General features: G+C 54.6%; 12 protein-coding genes. 10 read left to right on the forward strand and 2 right to left on the reverse strand.

Annotation, left to right across the window (positions count from 1 at the left end; all coding sequences use genetic code 11):
- Nucleotides 1-6 precede the first annotated feature (6 nt).
- The 3 genes from HUU59_10185 to HUU59_10195 all read left to right on the forward strand — a co-directional run bounded on the left by HUU59_10185 (nt 7) and on the right by HUU59_10195 (nt 4,039).
- A complete protein-coding gene (locus HUU59_10185) occupies nt 7-2,556 on the forward strand; it encodes a hypothetical protein (GenBank protein NUO19805.1) in 2,550 nt (849 codons plus the stop codon).
- 183 nt (nt 2,557-2,739) lie between these two features.
- Nucleotides 2,740-3,648 carry a hypothetical protein gene (locus HUU59_10190; protein NUO19806.1) on the forward strand — a complete coding sequence of 303 codons (909 nt, stop codon included), beginning with the start codon at nt 2,740-2,742 and terminating at the stop codon, nt 3,646-3,648.
- Nucleotides 3,638-4,039, forward strand: coding sequence for an MGMT family protein (locus HUU59_10195; protein NUO19807.1), 402 nt, complete (start codon nt 3,638-3,640; stop codon nt 4,037-4,039). Before HUU59_10190 ends, HUU59_10195 begins: the two co-directional genes overlap by 11 nt.
- Before the next feature lie 68 nt (nt 4,040-4,107).
- On the opposite strand, the gene HUU59_10200 is transcribed toward HUU59_10195, so the two are convergent.
- Entirely contained in the window at nt 4,108-4,797 is a 690-nt protein-coding gene (locus HUU59_10200) for a hypothetical protein (protein NUO19808.1), read from the reverse strand.
- Nucleotides 4,798-4,979: 182 nt separating this feature from the next.
- On the opposite strand from HUU59_10200, the gene HUU59_10205 reads away from it, so the two are divergent.
- The 4 genes from HUU59_10205 (at nt 4,980) to HUU59_10220 (ending at nt 12,401) form a co-directional block, all read left to right on the forward strand.
- Complete coding sequence (locus tag HUU59_10205) at nt 4,980-8,324, forward strand: hypothetical protein (protein ID NUO19809.1); 3,345 nt, start codon at nt 4,980-4,982, stop codon at nt 8,322-8,324.
- 1,457 nt (nt 8,325-9,781) lie between these two features.
- Complete coding sequence (locus tag HUU59_10210; GenBank protein ID NUO19810.1) at nt 9,782-10,126, forward strand: T9SS type A sorting domain-containing protein; 345 nt, start codon at nt 9,782-9,784, stop codon at nt 10,124-10,126.
- Nucleotides 10,127-10,248: 122 nt separating this feature from the next.
- Nucleotides 10,249-11,559 carry an alpha/beta hydrolase gene (locus tag HUU59_10215; GenBank protein NUO19811.1) on the forward strand — a complete coding sequence of 437 codons (1,311 nt, stop codon included), beginning with the start codon at nt 10,249-10,251 and terminating at the stop codon, nt 11,557-11,559.
- A 233-nt stretch (nt 11,560-11,792) separates the two neighbouring features.
- Nucleotides 11,793-12,401 carry a hypothetical protein gene (locus tag HUU59_10220; GenBank protein NUO19812.1) on the forward strand — a complete coding sequence of 203 codons (609 nt, stop codon included), beginning with the start codon at nt 11,793-11,795 and terminating at the stop codon, nt 12,399-12,401.
- Between the two features lie 85 nt (nt 12,402-12,486).
- Here HUU59_10220 and HUU59_10225 read toward each other — a convergent pair whose 3' ends face one another.
- Nucleotides 12,487-13,803, reverse strand: a complete 1,317-nt coding sequence (locus HUU59_10225) for a hypothetical protein (GenBank protein NUO19813.1) — start codon at nt 13,801-13,803, stop codon at nt 12,487-12,489.
- Nucleotides 13,804-13,895: 92 nt separating this feature from the next.
- Here HUU59_10225 and HUU59_10230 point away from each other — a divergent pair, with 92 nt between their 5' ends.
- The 3 genes from HUU59_10230 to HUU59_10240 all read left to right on the forward strand — a co-directional run bounded on the left by HUU59_10230 (nt 13,896) and on the right by HUU59_10240 (nt 19,027).
- A complete protein-coding gene (locus tag HUU59_10230) occupies nt 13,896-16,016 on the forward strand; it encodes a hypothetical protein (GenBank protein NUO19814.1) in 2,121 nt (706 codons plus the stop codon).
- Nucleotides 16,017-16,024: 8 nt separating this feature from the next.
- Nucleotides 16,025-16,267, forward strand: coding sequence for a T9SS type A sorting domain-containing protein (locus tag HUU59_10235; GenBank protein NUO19815.1), 243 nt, complete (start codon nt 16,025-16,027; stop codon nt 16,265-16,267).
- Between the two features lie 219 nt (nt 16,268-16,486).
- Nucleotides 16,487-19,027, forward strand: coding sequence for a hypothetical protein (locus HUU59_10240; protein ID NUO19816.1), 2,541 nt, complete (start codon nt 16,487-16,489; stop codon nt 19,025-19,027).
- Nucleotides 19,028-19,307: the final 280 nt, after the last annotated feature.

Consider the following 19,307-nt stretch of genomic DNA (forward strand, 5'->3'; position numbering starts at 1 on the left):
ATCAAGATGTACCGATGTAAAATGCTCTGTCTCGCCCTTCTGAACCTGCTGCTTGTCTTGCCTCTTTGGGCTGCAAATGACGAGGCTGGCCGTACCCCGAATGACCCTCTCGACCAGGGCGGCGAAACCTGTGCTCAAGCTGTCGCAATCACCACGATTCCCTATTGCGACTTTGGCTCTACTGCGGGGCGGGTAAATGATTACCCCGTCCCTTGCCAAACCGGAAGTGCCGCTCCTGACGTCGTCTATACCATGACACCGCCCGTTACTGCCGTCCTGTCTTTTTCACTCTGCGGTTCCGACTACAATAGCGCCCTGACCATCTGGCGCGGATGTCCGTCCGCAGGGGGAGTCATCATCTGCTGCAGCGACAACGTCTGTGGCGACGATGCCTGCTGTACTAACGTTACTCTGCTGCCCAATGTGCAGTACTTCATTGTTGTGGACGGTGGTGTTGCACCGAATGCCGGCAACTATACACTGAACGTGGTGCAAGGCGACAACTGCCCCACAACACCTTGCCAGAACACCTGTCCCTATCCTGATTTGGACAGTGAGCCCAATGATATCTGCGCAGGAGGAGGAGGCGTCTTCGCCTGTGGCGACACCGTGTGCGGTTATCAGGAATTGGGCGCCAATGATTATTACTACTTCCGCGTACTCGGTCCCGGCTGTCAGTCCGTCACGATTGACGTTTTCGGTGATGACACGCCCGGCTTTCCCCCGTTTGGTCAGGGACTCAATCCCGAGGTAACGCTCTATGATGCCGGGTGTAATGCGATTTCGTCTGACTTTAATAGCGGCACAGGTGAAGATGCGCGTATTGACTCTCTATGTCTTGTGCCCGGAACCTATCGCATTCGCGTTTCCGGTCAACCTCAGGCCACCAATTTCGGCCCCTACATTATCGCCACATCATGTACACCATGCCCATGTCCGGACTCGTGCGAGTATGAAAATCGCGACGTTGAAGCTTTGAATGGCACCTGCGGAACGTTCAATCCGCCGATGATCTGCGGCGATACGCTCTGCGGTGACATCGTGACCGTAAATGATGTCGACTGGTACTTGATTACCGTCGTCGGTCCAGGCTTGATTCGCTTGAAGATTGATATCTTCGCGAACGACACTCCCGGCTGGTATCCTTTCGGTCTGGGACTCGACCCGATGGTTCGTCTGGTCGGCGCGGGCTGCACCACCATACTCGGTGTGGATACCGCCGGAGGCGTGGGTGAAGATGCGCATCTCGAAATCTGTTTGACTCAGGGAACCTACAACATACAAGTGCAGCAGGAGGATTTCACGACTGGTCCCTATATTCTCGCGACTTCGTGCGAACCGTGCGACACCTGTCCCTATCCGAGTTTCGACATCGAGCCCGTCAACGACGACTGCGGCACCTTCAATCACATACTTCACTGCGGCGATGTCGTGTGCGGAGAGATTGACGGCGGCGATACCGACTGGTACGTTTTGCAAATCACCGAGTGTACACAGCTCTTCATTGACGTGCTGGGCGACGACACGCCCGGCTTCTATCCGTTTGGACAGGGGCTGAATCCTGCCGTGGAGCTCTTCAACGCAGCATGTTCCGGCGGTCTTTATGGAGACCAGAACAGCGGCGTCGGCGAAGATGCGCAATTGACAACCGGCTGTCTCGACCCCGGTATCTACATGCTGCATGTCATACCCGAGTTTGGAACGCAAGGCCCGTACATTCTCTTTATCGGCTGTGAACAATGTCAGTGCGACGCGCCCTGTGTCGTGGCGTGTCCGGATACGGCAAATCTTGAGAATGAAACATGTCCTTCATTCCCGGACACGTTTAACAGCGGCTGCGACAATCAGCCGCCGCGCTTCCTGCCGCTCTTCTGCAATGATATGTACTGTGGCACAAGCTACTCCGATCCCAGCTACACGGATTCCGATTGGTATCTCTTGCGAGTCGGTGATCCAAGCCAAGTCAGAGTCTGCGTGAACAGCGAGTTCAACGGCTATCTCAGCATTTATGAGCCGGGTGGAGGATTGAATCCCTGCAACCAGCGCGACTTGATTGAGTGCCTGCCGATTGTCGGCTGTCAGGGCGGCCAGTGCATCTCAGTTTGCCTGAACGCCGGACTTTACATGGTTGAGTTTACACCGACAGGATTGGAACCCGTCAACTGCTGGGACTATGTGCTCTGGACCGCTTGCTCGCCTTGCGAACCGCTGGTATGTCCCGCTCCGGACAGTCTGGTGATTCACTATCCTGATACCGTGCTTGCCTCTGATCCGGAGACGGACATTGTGCTCTATTGGAATGCCATTCCCGGTGCGACGGAGTATCGAATTTATCGTTCGAGCGACAACAATAGTCCGGTGATTGTCACTCCGGCCAATTATGTCGGCTCCACGACCAACACGTTCTTTGTGCATGGAAACGTGATTGCCTTTGGCGGAAACGATATCTGGATTTACGAAATAGTGGCCTATTGCGGCACCGGTGCAATTCCGTGTGACGAAGTTTCCACGGCGATTGAACCAGAAAAACCCCGCGTCATCACTCCTCGCGAGTAAACATTCTCAACAACTTGACACCGGACGGGGCTGAGCAATCAGCCCCGTTTGCATTTTCAATCTGTAGTTCGCATATTGCTTCAGTTCTCCCCTGCTCGCCGAGCGGGGATTAGGCGAAGTGCTTGACAAGCACGTAGCGATTCCCCGCCGGAATCTGCTTTCCTATTTCTAATTTCCTATTTCTTGTTTTTTGTTGTGATTCCCGACCTTCCGCCATCCTTTCAACAGCTCTACAAAGACAGCGGCCCGATACTTCGCTACCGCATCTTGCGCGATGTGTTAGACCGTGACGAGAGCTGGATTGAAACCTCCAACGCAATAGGCGCGGTGCTGAAACATCCTCGACTCGTGCAGCTTGCCTCCGAACAATTGCCCAACGGCTCCTTTGGCGACAGGCTCTCGCACACCGCCGCCACCGTGTTGTGGATGTGCGAAGCCGGAGCGGCCAGCCACGGCGCCGTCCAGCGCGCGCTCGATTATGTCGTGCTGCCCACACTCGCGCAGGAGAATGTGACGTGGGAGCTTGCGCGGGAGCAGCGGCCGCTCGTGCGCGATGTCTGCCTGCACTTGCTCGCACGCGCCACCCGCGGGACGCATCCTCTGCTCGAATCCTATCTCGAACTCGTTAAACTTGAATGGCAGCATTGGTTTCAGGACAAGAAGTCTTCGCCGCCCACGGTTCCGGCCTACTGTGCGATGGTCTGGTGGCAGCCGCCGGCCGAGCAGGCCGTAAGCAAGCGCGAACTGCTGGCACAGCTTCTCAACGAAGTCGAAGCATTGCCCGAAGTGCTCCTGCCCGAAAACACGCGCCTGCTGATTCCCGGCAAGGAAAAATATCTTGCCGAACCCGTGCGCATGCTGTTCGATTTGGAACACGGCGCGCGCGCGGGAATCGTCAACGACGTCGCGCACCTGCGCTGGCTCTATGAAGAGCTGGAAGTGCAGCAGGACGCCGACGGCATGTGGCACTTTTTTCTTGAAGAAACTCCGGCGCACTTGTCATGGTATTTTCCGCTTGAAGAACATGCTCATGACCGCGAACTCACCGTCCGTGCGCTGATGATTTACAAATTGCTGAACTATGACGTCTAAGAAAATTCCATCGCGCAGGACCGCCGAGCGGGGATTAAGCGCGAAGCGCGGTTCCCCGCCGGAATCTGCAAACGGTCCCGAGAGCTTGTACAAGCGCATCTACGCCACCGTCAAGAAAATCCCCCGCGGCAAGGTTGCAAGCTACGGTCAAGTGGCAAGAGTTGCAGGCTTGGAGCGCCATGCCCGCATGGTCGGTTATGCTCTGCATGCTCTGAGTGAAGAGAACATCCACGACGTTCCGTGGCAGCGTGTTATCAACGCGCAGGGCTATATCTCCATTCGCAGCAATCCCCTCGCCGCCAAAATTCAGCGCAAACTGCTGGAGCAAGAGGGCATCGAATTCAACGACAAAGATAAAGTTGACTTCAAAAAGTTCGGCTGGAAGAAATAATTGAAGGGGCGGATGGCGAGTAGCATGCCCAAGTAAGGTCACGTGTTCAGAGCGCCAGCGAAGCACAATCAGTCCAGCGGCACGCTGGCGGCCGGCATCACTTCATACACCTTCCCTCCCAGTCTCAATTTCATGCGTCTGTTCTTTAACTCGGAACGGACGTTTTTCATCTCCGCCAGAATCCCCGTCCCCGGTTCGCTCCCCCGGTAGACAAAACTTCCTTCCAGCACTCGCTCCACTCCGTCATACCAGTAGTGGCACAGCTTCGTGTGATAGTAAACTCCCGGCTCATGCTCGCACTCGCGAATGTCGTGTCCGCAAATTGAACAGCTCGGCTTTTGAAATGTAAAGGCAATCGAAGCCTCCGTGATAATTCCGCTGTCCAGCAGCACACGAAAATCCTCCGCGCCGCTGTGTGCCTTCGGCCAATAGAAATTCGGCACGACGTACTTGTTGTTGAGATGCGGTTCAATATTGCCGCCGAAAAATCTCGCCACGGCGATTGACAACCGGTTGTGCCCGATGAGTGCCGGCGCGCCGTGTGTCAATTGGAGAATGTGCTCCAAATCTCCCGTGCGGAAGCACCCGAAGTGCGAATCCACCGCATCTCCCGCCAGCCGGCAGCGGCGGACATGGATCTCATCGGCAGAGAGTGGCCGAAGCGGCGGGTTGGGCAGCCGGTTTATCAAGTCAAGTTCGCCGGACGGCTCCGGCGAAGCGAGGAGGGAAATCGGAAGAGAACGGGTCTGAAGTATCATACTGCAAAGCTCCTGTTAAGGTTTACAAAGATTTAGCAACTCAAATCCTGCCTGCAAGGGTTTTCTTCAAGTGCGGCAAGACATTGTTTTATGATTAAATATGACATAAATTGTCTCATTAATTGGCGGCACCTGCATGGGTTCCGGAGACCGCCGGGAGTTCAACCCGAAAGGACGAAGCAATGAAAACGTTACGATGTCGTGTAATTCTAACCGCGCTTCTATGTTCTGCAGCCTCGAATCTGTTCGCTCAATCTCAAGTCTTCACTCCGCCCGACCAGCAGATTCTCCCCCCCAGCGCGCAGTTCTCTGTCTCCAATCCTGCCACGGTCACACTTCCGGCACAGGACAATCGTTCGTTCCTGATTGAAGACGAAGTCAATTACGCGCTTGCCATGGAGCAGGGAGTCATGCCGCCTGCGCAGATTGCCCGCCCGCAGGAAGTCAATTACAATCTGAATAACTCGGGCACATGGGAGACTCTCCCCGACGGTTCGCGCATTTGGCGGCTGCGCATCGTCTCGCCTAACGCGACCGATTTGTGGCTGGTCTATGACCAGTGGCGCATCGTCAAGCCCTGCGAACTCTTTCTTTACAACGACGACCGCTCCATGGTGCTCGGCCCCTACACTGCCGTGGACAACTGGGACGGCACCAACGTCACTCCCATCACAAGCGGCGAGGCGGTGACGCTCGAATACGTCGTGCCTGAAGGTCAGGAAGACATTGGCGAGCTTTCAGTGATGCGAGTGCTTCACGGCTACCGGCATTTCAATAATCGCGAGGCCCGCGACCGAGATGCGCTGGATGCCTTCGGCGACGCGCTGGCCTGCGAGATTAACGTAAACTGCTTCGGCTACATGCAGGAAGAAAAGCGCGCTGTCGCCCTGATTGCTGATCCGATGGGCGGAACTTGCACCGGCACGATGCTCAACAACACGCTTCAAAACGGCGACCCGCTTTTCAACACCGCCTTTCACTGTCTGAACGGCAATCAGAACAACTGGCTCTTCTATTTCAATTACGAAAGCCCCAACTGCTCGCCCAATCAGAACGGCAGTTTGCAGTTCGTGATTGCCAACGCGACGTTGCTGATGTCCCATCAGGAATCCGACCACGCGCTCTTGCGACTCTCTCGTCCGCGTCCAGAGCGTCCCTTTATTCCCGCCTATATGGGCTGGTATCGTCCCGACATCGCCGCAAGCAACTCGTACGGCATTCACCATCCGCGTGCCGACGTGAAGAAAGCGCACGAAGACTACGGCGCCGCAGTCAGCACCGACTGGAACGGTAACTGGCCTAACACGCACTGGCGCACCTACACCGACAACGGCACCTCTGAGCCCGGCTCGTCCGGATCACCGATGATAAACTCAGGTGGTTACGTCGTCGGATGTATGCACGGCGGCCCGACCCCCGATTGCGACCCCAACACGCAGGAGCAGGCCGTCTATGGCAAGCTCGCCACCGCATGGGAAGGCGGCGGCAATTCGTCTTCCCGTCTGCGCGATTGGCTCGACCCCAACAATAGCGGTGCGACCTTCGCCGGCTACTGGCAGCCCCAAGGTCCGCAAAATGATTCCTGCGGACAGCCGGGTTTTGAGACCATCACAACACTGCCCTTCTCGCGCTCCGGCAGCACACTCTTCGCCGCGAACAATTTCAACACGCTCAACTGCAACACCAACACTTCGCCGGAACTGGTGTACATGATGCAACTGCCTTGCGACCATAACGTCACCGTTTCGACCTGCGGCTCGAATTTTGATACTCAGCTCATGGTTTATGGAGTGAACTCCTGCATGGACTGGGTCTGGCTCGCGGGTTGCAACGATGACTTCTGCGGAACGCAAAGTCAAGTCTCCTTCACTGCCACCGGCGGCCAACTCTACACCATCGTGCTCGAAGGCTATGGCTCGTCGTGGGGTAATTTCGTCTTGAACGTCACCGGCACATCATCCGGCGCGCAGGGCAACGCGCAGTGTCCCGGCTATGAAATCACTCAAGTCCCCTATTTCACCTACGGCGCGACGTGGTGCGGCAACGACGACGTCAATCCCGGTTGCCAGACCTTTGACAGCCAGGACGTGCACTGGTATTGGGTTTCTCCCTATAATCAGGCCATGCGCGCGCGCACCTGCTTCATCAACTTTGACACCATTCTCGAAGTGCGTTACGGCGGAGCCTGTCCGGGCACATGGAGCGCCGGCTGCAATGACGACTACTACTGCGGCAGCGACGCCTTGGCCAGCACGGTCGTTTTCGGCGCCTCCGCCGGTGTGACCTACTACATTCACATGGACGGTTACAACGGCGCGGAAGGCATGGCCTCCCTCGAACTTGGAGCCTATAACGACGACTGCTCAAGTCCCATTATCGTCCCCAGCCTTCCTGCCAATTATGGCGGTGACACCCGCGCGGCGACGGACAACTTCGCCACTGTAATAGGTCCCAATTCAAAAGAGGTCTTCTTCCAATACACTTCGCCCGTTTGCCAGACCCTGTATATCAACACCTGCGACGACAATCTGACTCTCTATGATACGGGTCTTGAAGTGCGCACGGGCGGGCCCTGTCCCGGCACGACGCTTGTCGCCTTCAATGACGACGCGTGCGGCAACAACGGCCTCAAGAGCAATGTGATATTCAATGCTGAAGCCAATCGCACCTACTACATCATCGTCGGCGGTTTCGGCACGAGCGAAGGACAGTTCATGCTCTACCTGAACGGCGGACAGTCGCTTGGCGCTCCGGCCGGTGATGTTTGCGAAACCGCATTGCAAATTCCTTCGCTGCCGTTCTTTGACAACGGCAACACCTGCTGCATGGCGGACAATTACACTCCCTGTGTCGGCGTGGATTCCCGTGAAGTCGTGTATAACTACTTCTCAACCTCCTGTCAGGAAGTCACCGTGTCGCTCTGCGGCTCCGGTTACGACACCGGATTGGGAATTTACGGCGGCGTTTGCCCCAATATTGCTCCGCTGATTGTCTGCAATGACGACAACTACTGCGGCGGCGTGTTCACACTGCAAAGCACGGCCACCTTCACCGCCGAAGCCAACACGAACTATCAGATTCTCATTCACGGCTACTCCACCAACTGCGGCAACTATGCCATCAATGTCACGGGTTCACCCTGTGTGGCGCCGACACCTGCCGCGGTGGATTCGTTGGTCATACTTGCCAACGACGGCACCGATGATGCAAAACTCTTCTGGAATGCGACGGCCAACGCATTCTCCTATCAAGTTTACTACTCCACCGACCAGTCGAATATCGTTACTCCGGCCAATCTCTACCTGACCACGACATCCACAGATGCCACGATCAGCGGTGTTCTCTCGAATGCTCAACCGATGGGATTCTTCCAAGTCGTGGCTCTCGGATCGGACGGGGCAAGTCTGGCCGTCAACACGGGCGACATGCTGCCGAAGTCGGAAGCCGTGAACTCGGTCGAACTTCAAAACCCGCATCTGTCCATGACCGATGTGATTGAAGAACAGGCCTATCTGAACGGCAAATAGACTTCCATCGCACTCCGGTTTTCCTGCAAGCAGCCCTTCAAGTCGAAGGGCTGTTTGTTTGTGTTTTGATATAAATTGATGAATTGTGTGAATTTCATTAGGACAAAGGAGGACAAATCAAGAGGCATGATTGAATTATTCTTGAACCGGAGGTTGACGTTTCGCAACACGAACCTTTTCAGGAACAGGGACTTGCTCTGAAACTGACCCACTAAGTTACTGTTTTTGTCAAAGGATAGTGACTTGACTTGAGAGGGTTTCGGATGTATATTCGTAGCAGTTAATAGGACAAAAATGCTCCACTTTTACGGAGATACACTGACACTGGAGAACGAATGGTTATGAAGAGACTTTTTAACACTTTATGCGTGCTATTACTGCTGACTACGGTCGCTTCGGCTCAGCCGGACGATTGCACAATAGATGTCGGTGATTATCGCACTCAAACTCAGGGCGGCTGGGGCACGAGTTGCAACGGTGGAAATCCCGGCTGCATTCGTGATACTTGGTTTCCCTCCGTATTTCCCGGTGGCTTGACTATCGGCGGCAATTTCACGATTCACTTCGCGACCTCAGCGGCTGTGGAGGTTTTCCTGCCCGCCGGCGGCACCCCGGATGTGCTGACACAAAATCATGTCAATCCACTTTCCACGGAAGCCGGTGTCTTTGCTGGTCAGGTAACTGCACTGTCTATCAGTGTGGCCTTCGGCAATGCCGGAGTCCCCGGCTTTGGCGACTTTGATTGGTTGGAAATCGGCGCCGGTCCCTTCATGGGCTACACGGTGGCCGAAGTTCTGGCATTGGCCAACGCCGTCTTGGGCGGTGACTACAGCGGCTTGCCGGTTGGAACCGACATTGGCGATCTGAACGAAGCCGTGGACAACATCAATCAGAACTTTGTGGACGGAACGGTCAACGAAGGAGTTCTGGTTGTTCCGCCGGATTGCGAAGTCACGCAGCCCTGCCCGCCGATGCCGCCCATCTGGGTGGAAGTCGGCAGCACGTTCTGCCTCGAGTATTGCGGCACCCCCGTTGAAGTCTATTGGTGCTGCCCCTTTGACGGCCAGCCCGTCTTCATCGCTGGTAATTGCCCGAACGGTGCACCGATTCCCGCAGGCTTGACGTGGGTTGCCTCCTACGATTCATCCGGTATCGAATGTCAACTTCCGGGCGGCTACTGGCATGCCGTGTTTGAAGCCGCGGAAGACGGCTGCTTCTGCATCTTCTTCGAGCGTCAGTTGGCGGTCGAAATGCTCGACTACACCGTCTCACAGAGCAATGGTGAGATTCACCTCGATTGGGCAACCGCCTCCGAAAACGGCAACGATTTCTTTGAAGTTTATCGCAACGGACAGAAGGTTGCGCAGATTGACGGCGCCGGATTCTCCGACGGCCGCACCAACTATGAATGGGTGGACCGCAATGTTACTCCGCGTCAGGTGTACAGCTATGAACTCATGACGCAGGACATCAACGGTATTCGCCGCAGCCATGGTGTGCGCACGATTGAGGCCGGTCTGTTCAACAGCGCCGTCATCACCGAGTTCGCGCTGAACCAGAACTACCCGAACCCCTTCAACCCGACGACGGCCATCAGCTTTGATGTTCCGGAAGCGTCCGACGTCACGCTGACCGTTGTGAACGCGCTCGGTATTGAAGTGGCCAAGCTGGTCAACGGCCGTGTCGAAGCCGGTTCACACACCGTGCAGTTTGACGCATCCGGTTTGCCGACGGGTATCTACTTCTACGTCATGAAGGCCGGTGCCTTCAGCTCGACGCAGAAGATGCTTCTGCTGAAGTAAATTAGGTCGCTGCGATTCCGGCAGGGCACCACGAAAGTGGTGCCCTGTTTTTTGTTGCAACACTTCCGGGCTTCCGCTCCTCCAATCCTGTGTTCCCCCACCTGCATAGAATTGGAGTTCACATGCTGTATTTGCTTCCGTTGCTGCTCACCGCCACCGTGCTCATGGCCGCAGACGCGCTGCCGCGCCGCGCCATGCTGGGTGCTCAGATTGCCCCGCCCACACCCGCTCAGTTGACCGCCGAAGACAAGACCTACGAGTCGGGCGTTGCGCTGCCGCAGGTCTTTCCCAACACCAGCGCCGCCGAGGCCGGACTGCAATCCGGTGATGTGCTGCTGACCGCCAATCACATTCCTTTGCGCGGCCCCCAGGATATCGGCCCCTTATTGAAATCGCAGGGCGTGGGCGCCGACGTGGTGTTTGACGTGCTCCGTGAAGGCAAAGTCTCGGCAGTCACGGTGCGCTTCAAGGAAGCTCCGCGCGAAACCTCCGCTGAGTTCGAAATCATCTACGAATCCGCAAACATTGACGGCTTCCTGCGCCGCCTGATTCTCACTAAACCCAAAGGCGACGGTCCCTTTCCGGTCGTGGTCCTGATGGGCGGTTTGGGCTGTTACAGTGTGGACGTTGCTCCGCCGCAGCCGTTTGCCTACCGTGATATTCTCTACGATTTCACGCGCAATGGCTTCGCCACCGTGCGCATCGAGAAAACCGGCATGGGTGACAGTCAGGGCGAGCCATGCAGCCAGCAGAGTTTCTTTGACGAAACTCACGGCTTGACCGAAGGCATCAAGTCGCTCGACCGCTTCAAGTGGATGGACAAGTCGCGCATGATATACTTCGGACACTCGATGGGCGGATTGACGTCGCCGGTCGTCTATCAGGATATTCCCTGCGCGGGCATCGTGGCCATCGCGACGTCCGGCATTGACTGGAAGGAATACGAGATGAAAAACACACGCCGCCAGTTAGTGCTCGCGGGGGTTCCCTACGATTCCATTGAAATCTATCTTGACCGCAAGTACAAGGCGATGCACGAGATTTTTGTCGAGCATAAGACTCCCGAACAGATTCTCGCCGTGGACCCGACGCTCGCCGAAGACCTCGCCTATCCCGCGCATTACACCTTCATGCAGGAAGTGGCCGATTTGAGTTTAGCCGACTACTGGAAGCATGTGGATACGCCCGTGCTGTTCGTGTGCGGCACGGCGGATTTTGTCGTGGCCGAAGAAGAGCACATCTACGCGCGCGACATTGTGAACTCCTATCATCCCGGCCGTGCGGAATATGTCGCCATTCAGGGCATGGACCACGGGTTCAACAACGCGGGCACACAGATGAAGGCCTTCGAAGGCGGTTTTGGTCCGCCCGCCGTGCATCCTGATTTCTTCCCCACGGTGCTCGCCTTCTGTCAAAAGGCAATCCGCAAGTAGAACTCGAACTATTCTTCAATCAGAGCAGCCCAAGCGGCTGCTCTTTTTTTTTGGCGCATTTCACGGGTTTGGTTCAATCGTTCGGTTGAGATGAACCGAATCTTGCGTTGATTGCGCGCAATGAGCACATATTGAAAATATGTTATTCCATGTCTTATTATACTTACCATACCCGGCATGGCAGTTGCGTTGACGAGTCACAACATGTCACGAACTCACGAAGAGAGATGCGTATGCTGAAGACGACAATGACGGGTTCCCGCAAGTATGTTTCGTTTGTATTGATTCTCATTGCCACATTCGCAATTTCCTGCTCGGAAATGAATCCGGTCAGCTCAACCGCGAGCGAGCCGTCGGAAGTGGCGCTGGGAGCACAGCACATTCCCTTTGATCTTGTCAATCTGCAATTGCCCGAAGGGTACAGGGTGCTGCGCTCGTCAAGTTCATTGGACGAATGCGATTCGGTTTCGGTGTCACAGCTCTGCCGCAGATTGCTGCCGCTCAATCTCCTGAGCATCCTCAATCTCACGTCCCTGCACGTGCAGGGCAGCGACTTGCCGCACAACCAGACCATTACAATGGTGATGCCGAACACCTGCGAAGCGGTGGTGGATTTGTATCCGCATCCCTTCCAGTTCAACGGCACGGTGGAGCTGCGCTGGCTGCTTCCGCAGGTTCGCTACGGGCAGTTGCTGAACCCTGATGATATCGCCGCCTTCTATGTGCATGACGACGGCACCTGCGAGCTTGCCGACCAGTCATGGGGGCCGCTCAATCTCTATTTGACGGTGCGCACGAATCACTTTTCGCGCTACATTATCGCCAGCCGCAACAACAACTGACCTTCCCCCTCACGTTCAGCTCAGCCCGGCCATCGTGCCGGGCTTTTTGCTTTCCCCTCGCTTTAGCGGGGGGGCAAGGGGGGGGTCATTCCGCCGAGTACGCCTTCTGATACCCCATTTCCCGCGCGCCGTCGTCTTTCGAGATGTAACCGCGCTTGACTTTTTTGTCAATCGTCTCAAATTCGATACTGCGGGCCTGCATGCGCGACAACTGAAACGGGTCTTGGTTTGGTTCAAAGACATGTTCGGATTTGCACAGATTGCCCTGCATCGAGAGTTCCGTGTTGCGCAGGAAATTTCCCAACGACTTGCCGAGATTCTGCACCGAATCCACGATTTGCATCAGCAGATTGAATTGCGCTTCGACCCAATTTTTCGTCGTGCCGTGCGACCGTCCCACCACCCACGGATAGAGCCTGAGTCCCGTAATCACGTCTTCAATCACCTGCTCGCGGTTTAATCGCCACGTGAAATTGCGGTTGGTGTCGCCGCCAATGAGCACGACGTCGACGTCGTCCCACGTGAACACGTTGTCGTCCGCGTCGAGTTTGCGGAATTGTTGCACGGTGTCGTCGAAATAGCGGTTGACGCGCGCCTGATATTCGCGGTCGGACTCGTGCGCGAACGGCGCGGGCGGCTTGACCTTGATTTGCAAGCGCGGCGTTCCGGCCATGCGCGCGCTGCGCGCCATATCCGAGAGCATCGCTTCCTGAATTTGCGCCACGAACGGAATTGAAGCGAGCGGCTCAATCCCGCGCGGATTGTGAATATCACTGCCGAGCGACGCATAAAAAAATCGCTCCGGATTCAGATACAATTTTTGAGAACTACCGGCGGCCTCCGGCCGTCTGGTTTCTGTTTCAATGAACGCCTTCCATCGGCCGTCGCGCTCCCATTGAATCAAGTCCGCGTCCATCGTGTGGAAGTAGTCAATTCCTTTGCCGTCGGGCAGCGGAATGATTTCGCCGCAAAATCGTCCGGTGGTGAAGAGTTCGAGAAAGAACTGCTCCGTCAGATGCGCGATACCACCGCGCCGCACGAGCGGATTTTCGAGCATCCGTTTGTCGAGCGCCGACAATATCGCATCGGCCTTACGTTTTTCGTCTTCGCTTCCGGTCAGCGTATAGCTTTGCGGCGTCGCGCACAGATGCACCCACGCCCACACGGCGGAGGAGATAATGGGCACGTGATCGCGCAGGTAGCGGTAGAACTCGGCGCGATTCGTTCCGGTCCAGACGAATTCGTTGCCATCGAGCGTGGCTGAGAACAGATTGCCCGTCACATTACGGGGCGGGGAGATAGCCTCTCCGGGTACGGGAACAGGCTTGTAATTGGTAGCGCGCTGTGTTGAAACCCGCGCTGGAAGTTCTTGGAGGGTGTTTTTCTTGAGAAAAGAGAACATGGTGGAGAATTTGATGAGTTTGGTTAGGAGTTATTGACTATAGCGATTTTGTGGGGTATCTTAGAGAAACTGTACTTTGCAGGAATCTGTCCATGCGTAGATTATTCATATTTTTATCATTTATTCCCGCCCTCGTCTGGGGGCAGGATAGTTTGGTGTTTACTCGGCTTGGCTCTGTGTCAGACTATTGGGAGGATGCGGTTAGCGTTTCCGTTCAGGATTCCATTGCTTTTGTATGCTCGGAACACACAGGACTACGCATACTGAGTTTCGTGGATCCAGCTCGGCCAGTCGAAATCGGACAATACATTTCCCCCGGTTATGCTTACAGCGCAGAGATTTCCGGCACATATGCCTATATTGCGTACGGAAACAGTTTCAGAATAATCGATATTTCCAACTTGTCCGGGCCTGTTGAAGTCAGCAGAGACAGCGGCGGGTATAGCTATGCCGTGGAAGTTGCCAAAGAAGGAAATTTCGTCTACCTGGCGACATGGAATTACGGGCTTCGGATCATTGACGTGTCAGATCCCACAGCACCAGTAGAGGTTGGTATTTTTGAGACAATTGGGTCACAGAATGGCGTAGCAGCGAGAGGTCAATACGTTTACGTTGTTGATGGAGTTGGGCTTCACATAGCAGATGTTTCAGTTCCGAGTAATCCGGTGGAAGTCGGTTTTTTCGACACACCGGGCAATGCTTCTGACGTTGCGTTGTCGGGAAGTTTTGCCTGTATCGCGGACGGCCGCAGTGGGGTTAGGGTTGTTGACATCTCAGATCCGGCACAACCAGAGTTTGTTAGCCACATACAGACGCCGGGTGTTGCCCGGTCGCTGTGGATAGCCGGCTCAACTTTGTGTGTTGGCGCACAGACAGGAGGATTGGTTTTGGTTGATATTTCGAATCCGGAATTCCCGACACAAATCGCACAGTTCAATACATCAAGAGCAGTGACTGATGTGACAGCATTCGGAAGCATTGTGCTTCTGACAGTTGATCGGGATGGCCTTCGCCTCGTAGATATTACGACTCCAAGCGCACCAAACGAGATTGGCCGTTTCGTTGCTCCAAAGTCTGTTACGAATATCGCGGTGGAAGGGAACTTTATGATCGCTTCCGAGGGACAAGACGGCATTCGCCTTTTTGACATATTGAGTCCCTCTGCACCGACACTACTCGGGACCTATGACACGCCGGGAAGCGCTTTCGAAGTCGTGATTCAGGATTCACTTGCTTTCGTTGCAGATGGCGAAATGGGAATCAGAGTTATCAATTTCTCTGAACCGACCATGTTGGAAGAAGTTGGTCACTTCGATACACCGGGTTACGCCACAGGAGTGCAACTTCAAGGGAATTTTGCCTACGTCGCGGACGGCTACCAAAGCGGAATACGGATTCTCGATGTCAGCGACCCGACGGCACCGGTTGAAGTTGGAGCTTGCACAACTCCCTTGCAAGCAACTGGGGTAGCTGTCGCGGGAAACTTCGCATACGTCGCCAACTTCGCCTACGGACTTTCGATTATTGACATATCCGATCCGTATGCGCCCGTTCAGATCGGCTCATACAGCACTGACGGGTACTCGAATTACATTGACGTTTCTTCACCGTATGTATTTATCACCGATAGCTATTCAGACTTCTGGACAGATGACAACGAAGTTCGCATGTTGGACGTCTCAGATCCCACCAACCCAATTCTTACAGGTCAATTTCCCACGCGCACAGAACCAACAGATGTGGTCGTTTCTGGCAATTATGCATATATTCCGGATGGCGGTTTTGGGCTTTACATCGTAGACATAACGAATCCGAACATACTTCGACGCCGCGGGTATTTCAACACAAACGGAATCGCAACCAGACTTGCCGTGGACCGCCACACTGTCTACGTTGCAGACGACTATTATGTTGACATCCTCAACGTTCAGCACATTTCAGGTCTCCCGGATAAACCTCTTGCGCCGAAGAATCTGACAATGATTTATGAACCAGACATCAACTCGGTCAATCTAAATTGGGAACCTGTTGCATTGACTATTCATGGATTTGAGGCGACGATTGAGCGATATTTGGTACAGAGATCGTTTATATGGTCTGATGGAGATTGGGAAGATGTTATAGTTGTTTCCCCACCGAATTCTACTCAATTCACGGACACCTTGATTTCTCTTGGACAACGTTATTTTAAAGTCGTCGCCTTAGATGACTAGTCCATCCCATCTACCCCAACCCGTTCAACAACACGGCGAACATCAGTTTCGATTTACCCCGCGAAGTCACGGGACGGTTGGTAGTCTATGATGTGTTGGGAAGAGTGACGAGCACGTTGTTTGATGGAACGCTCCCAGCCGGAACTCATCAAATGCAGTTTAACGCGAACGATTTGTCGTCCGGAACATATTTTATTCAACTCGAAACTCCGGTCTTCAATGCCGTGCAAAGAGCGGTGTTGCTGAAGTAAGAGAACATATTCATTCGTTTGTGTGCGAGAGCAGTCTTATGGACTGCTCTTTTTGTTTATCGGGCACAATGCAAAACTTGATTTTGTTTAGAGACAATTGCGCGACAAACCGGAAGTATCGATACACGCGGTGTTTTATCGAATCATATCGTGCATAAGTATTGAATCTCGAGCGAAAGTGAAGTATATTTCTTCACCCTCACTTCATAGGAGAAGGCCATGAAAAAGCTTCTGATTGCTTGTTTTCTGCTGGCCTGCACGGTTTCCTTGTTTGCCGCAGCGCAAAGCAGCGGAGGGTTAAAGGAACTCTCCGGTTGGACGGATGCACGAGATGAAGTAGCGAGGCTTGAAGCGATGATTGCCGCCGCCAAGGATGCGGGATTTCCTCCCGATCCGGCGTGGACAGCGCGGATTCGGGAGCTCTTGCCTCAAGTCAAAGGACACCCCGGGAGAACTTCGTATCCTCTCCCCGAGATTCTACCACAGACAGATTTTCCTCCGGGCTCAGTGGTTTCACCGGAGCCATTAACACCGCTGGAAGCGGAGATTCGACGGCTCGAGTTTGAACTGACAGGCGGGTTAGGCGCGCAGGCACCTGACCCGTTATTTTTTGCCGATCTGAAAGAGCAGTTGAACATCCTCTACGCGCAGCGTGAGCAGAACCACGCGCGCAATCCGCTCGATCAGGGCAATGACGCCTGCCCCGGCACTCTCGTTTCGGGCATCCCCTATTATGACAGCGGCACCACGGTTGGAAGAGTGAACAACTATAATCCGATTACCTCCTGCAACTACACTAATGCGCCGGATGTCATTTATGAGTTCACACCGCAGTTCACGTATACCTATAACATCTCACTGCAAGGCTCGTCATATGATACGTACCTTTATGTGAACACCGGCGGAGTCTGCCCGGGAAACACGCAGGTCGGCTGCAACGACGACTTCGGCAATCTGCAGTCCTTTCTCTCGCTCGTTCTGAATGCCGGGCAAACGTATTTCATTATCATTGACGGCTACTCGGCGAACACCGGCGCGTATGTGCTGAACATCACCGATTTGTGCAGTATCACCTGCGAAGCCAGTGACGTAACTGAGTGCTGGGAGCCGACCGACTCCTCGCACGCTTACAATGACTGCAACGGCGCCTGCAATAACATCACGTGGGGCGGCTCGGCGCTGTGGCAGGAGATTCTTCCCTACCAAACAATATGCGGCCGGGTGTTCACATATTTCGGACCCAACGGCAACAACTTCCGCGACACCGATGCCTATCGTTTCACGCTGACCGAAGCCTGCTCGCTGCGTATCTCCGTCGACGCGGAGTTTGTCAGTAAAATCTTTATACTGAGCGATAACTGTCCGTGGCAATTGTTTTTTGATCCTCCTGTGTGGCAACATCCATGCTCGACGGCTTACTATTACACATCGTGTCTGCAGCCTGGAACCTATAACTTGTGGGTTGGACCCCTATTCTACAGCGGCATCAACGATTACCGCGATTACCGTGTGAGAATGGAGCTCATTCCCTGCAACGGCTGCGTCGTTGACTTCGGCGTGCAGGCTCCCGCCGGTGTCACCGGTTCAACCTGCGGCTACGCAAACAACTGCGGCCTGCGTCCGTCAGAAGATGTGACAATGGCGGTCGTCATACCGTGGGCATCCGATTGGACATTTTCGCTTTGCGGCGGTCCGGACGAGTGGGATAGCTATATGTATTTGACAAACGCCTGCTGCTCCGGAGTAATCGCTTCTAACGACGACGGGTGCGGCGGAGTCGGATTTTCAGTCATGAACTGTCTGTCGCTCGACCGCGGACTCTACTATCTCACCATCGAGGGCTACAGCTCGACCTATTGCGGACCGTACACTCTCATTATCAATGAGTGCTATGGCTCGTGCTGCTACGGAAATCCCGCCGAACCGCTCTGTGAATACACAACGCCCTCCTCGTGCGAGGATTACGCCGGCACGTTTACCTATCTCGAACCGTGTTCCAGCGGAGCCTGTTTCACGCGGCCGGCCTGCGACGGACTAACGGTATTTTCTCAATTGCCGTGGCTTCCCGATGAATCCGGCAACGGATACTTTTCGCACATTGATCATGGTTTCATCCAATACGATAATTACTCAACCTACTCGCAAGTCGGCTCGGTTCGCTTCTGGGGCTTCCCGATTACGTGCAGCAGCGCTCCCGAAACATTTGTGGTGCGACTCACAAACATTATTGATACTTGCTTTTACACGGTGACAACTATGGGCATGCAGTTGCCGCAGGCTTATTTCGGCCAATTCCTGCTGTCGGAATATGCTGTGAATCTTTCTCCGCCGTGTTCATTTGACACAGGACAGATCTCGATTGCCAAGCTCGGTGATCCCGGCTGCGCGTGGTACTGGTGCACTTCTCCGTTCGGTGACGGAATCTGGCCCAGCGGAACGGCGGACTTCGCGTTTTGTCTGGGTGCACCTTGTCTGCCTCCGGACAGCGTAACCATCAAATGGCAAACCGAAGACGGTTACATGATGAATTGGTGGATGCCGCAGGCAAGCTATATCACAGTCTACTCGACGACTGATTTGAATTCCGTCTTCCCGGCGGGCTACACCGTCTTCGCGGCAGGAAATCTGCCCGCAGGCCATTTTACGTGGGGCCCCATCTATTTGCCTGACCAGATTCTCGGCCTTGTGCTGGTGAACGATTGCTCGCTGCCGCTCTCAAGTGCGCCGACACCGCTGACGATTGTGCCGCAGATTAAATGACCCTGTGATCGGCAAGTTCGATTTGTCTAATAGGCGGCCTTCGGGCTGCCTGTTTTTTTCTCAGCGGTTGCGTTCTCTTGCTGACAGATTGCGAGTGACTTGCTGAAATTTGTGAACAAGAAGAAAGCGATGAAAATATGAAGACAATCGCGGCACTGTTGTTGACTTTGCTCGCTCTGTAGACCCATGCGCGGACAAACACCGTTGCTCTGGCTGCGCTCCAGCCTCAAGAACAGTCAGCTTTGGCAGTTTTCCGTTCGGTTCGGGCTGGCAGACTGCG

The organism is bacterium, from assembly GCA_013360195.1.
Taxonomy (GTDB): domain Bacteria; phylum Electryoneota; class RPQS01; order RPQS01; family RPQS01; genus JABWCQ01.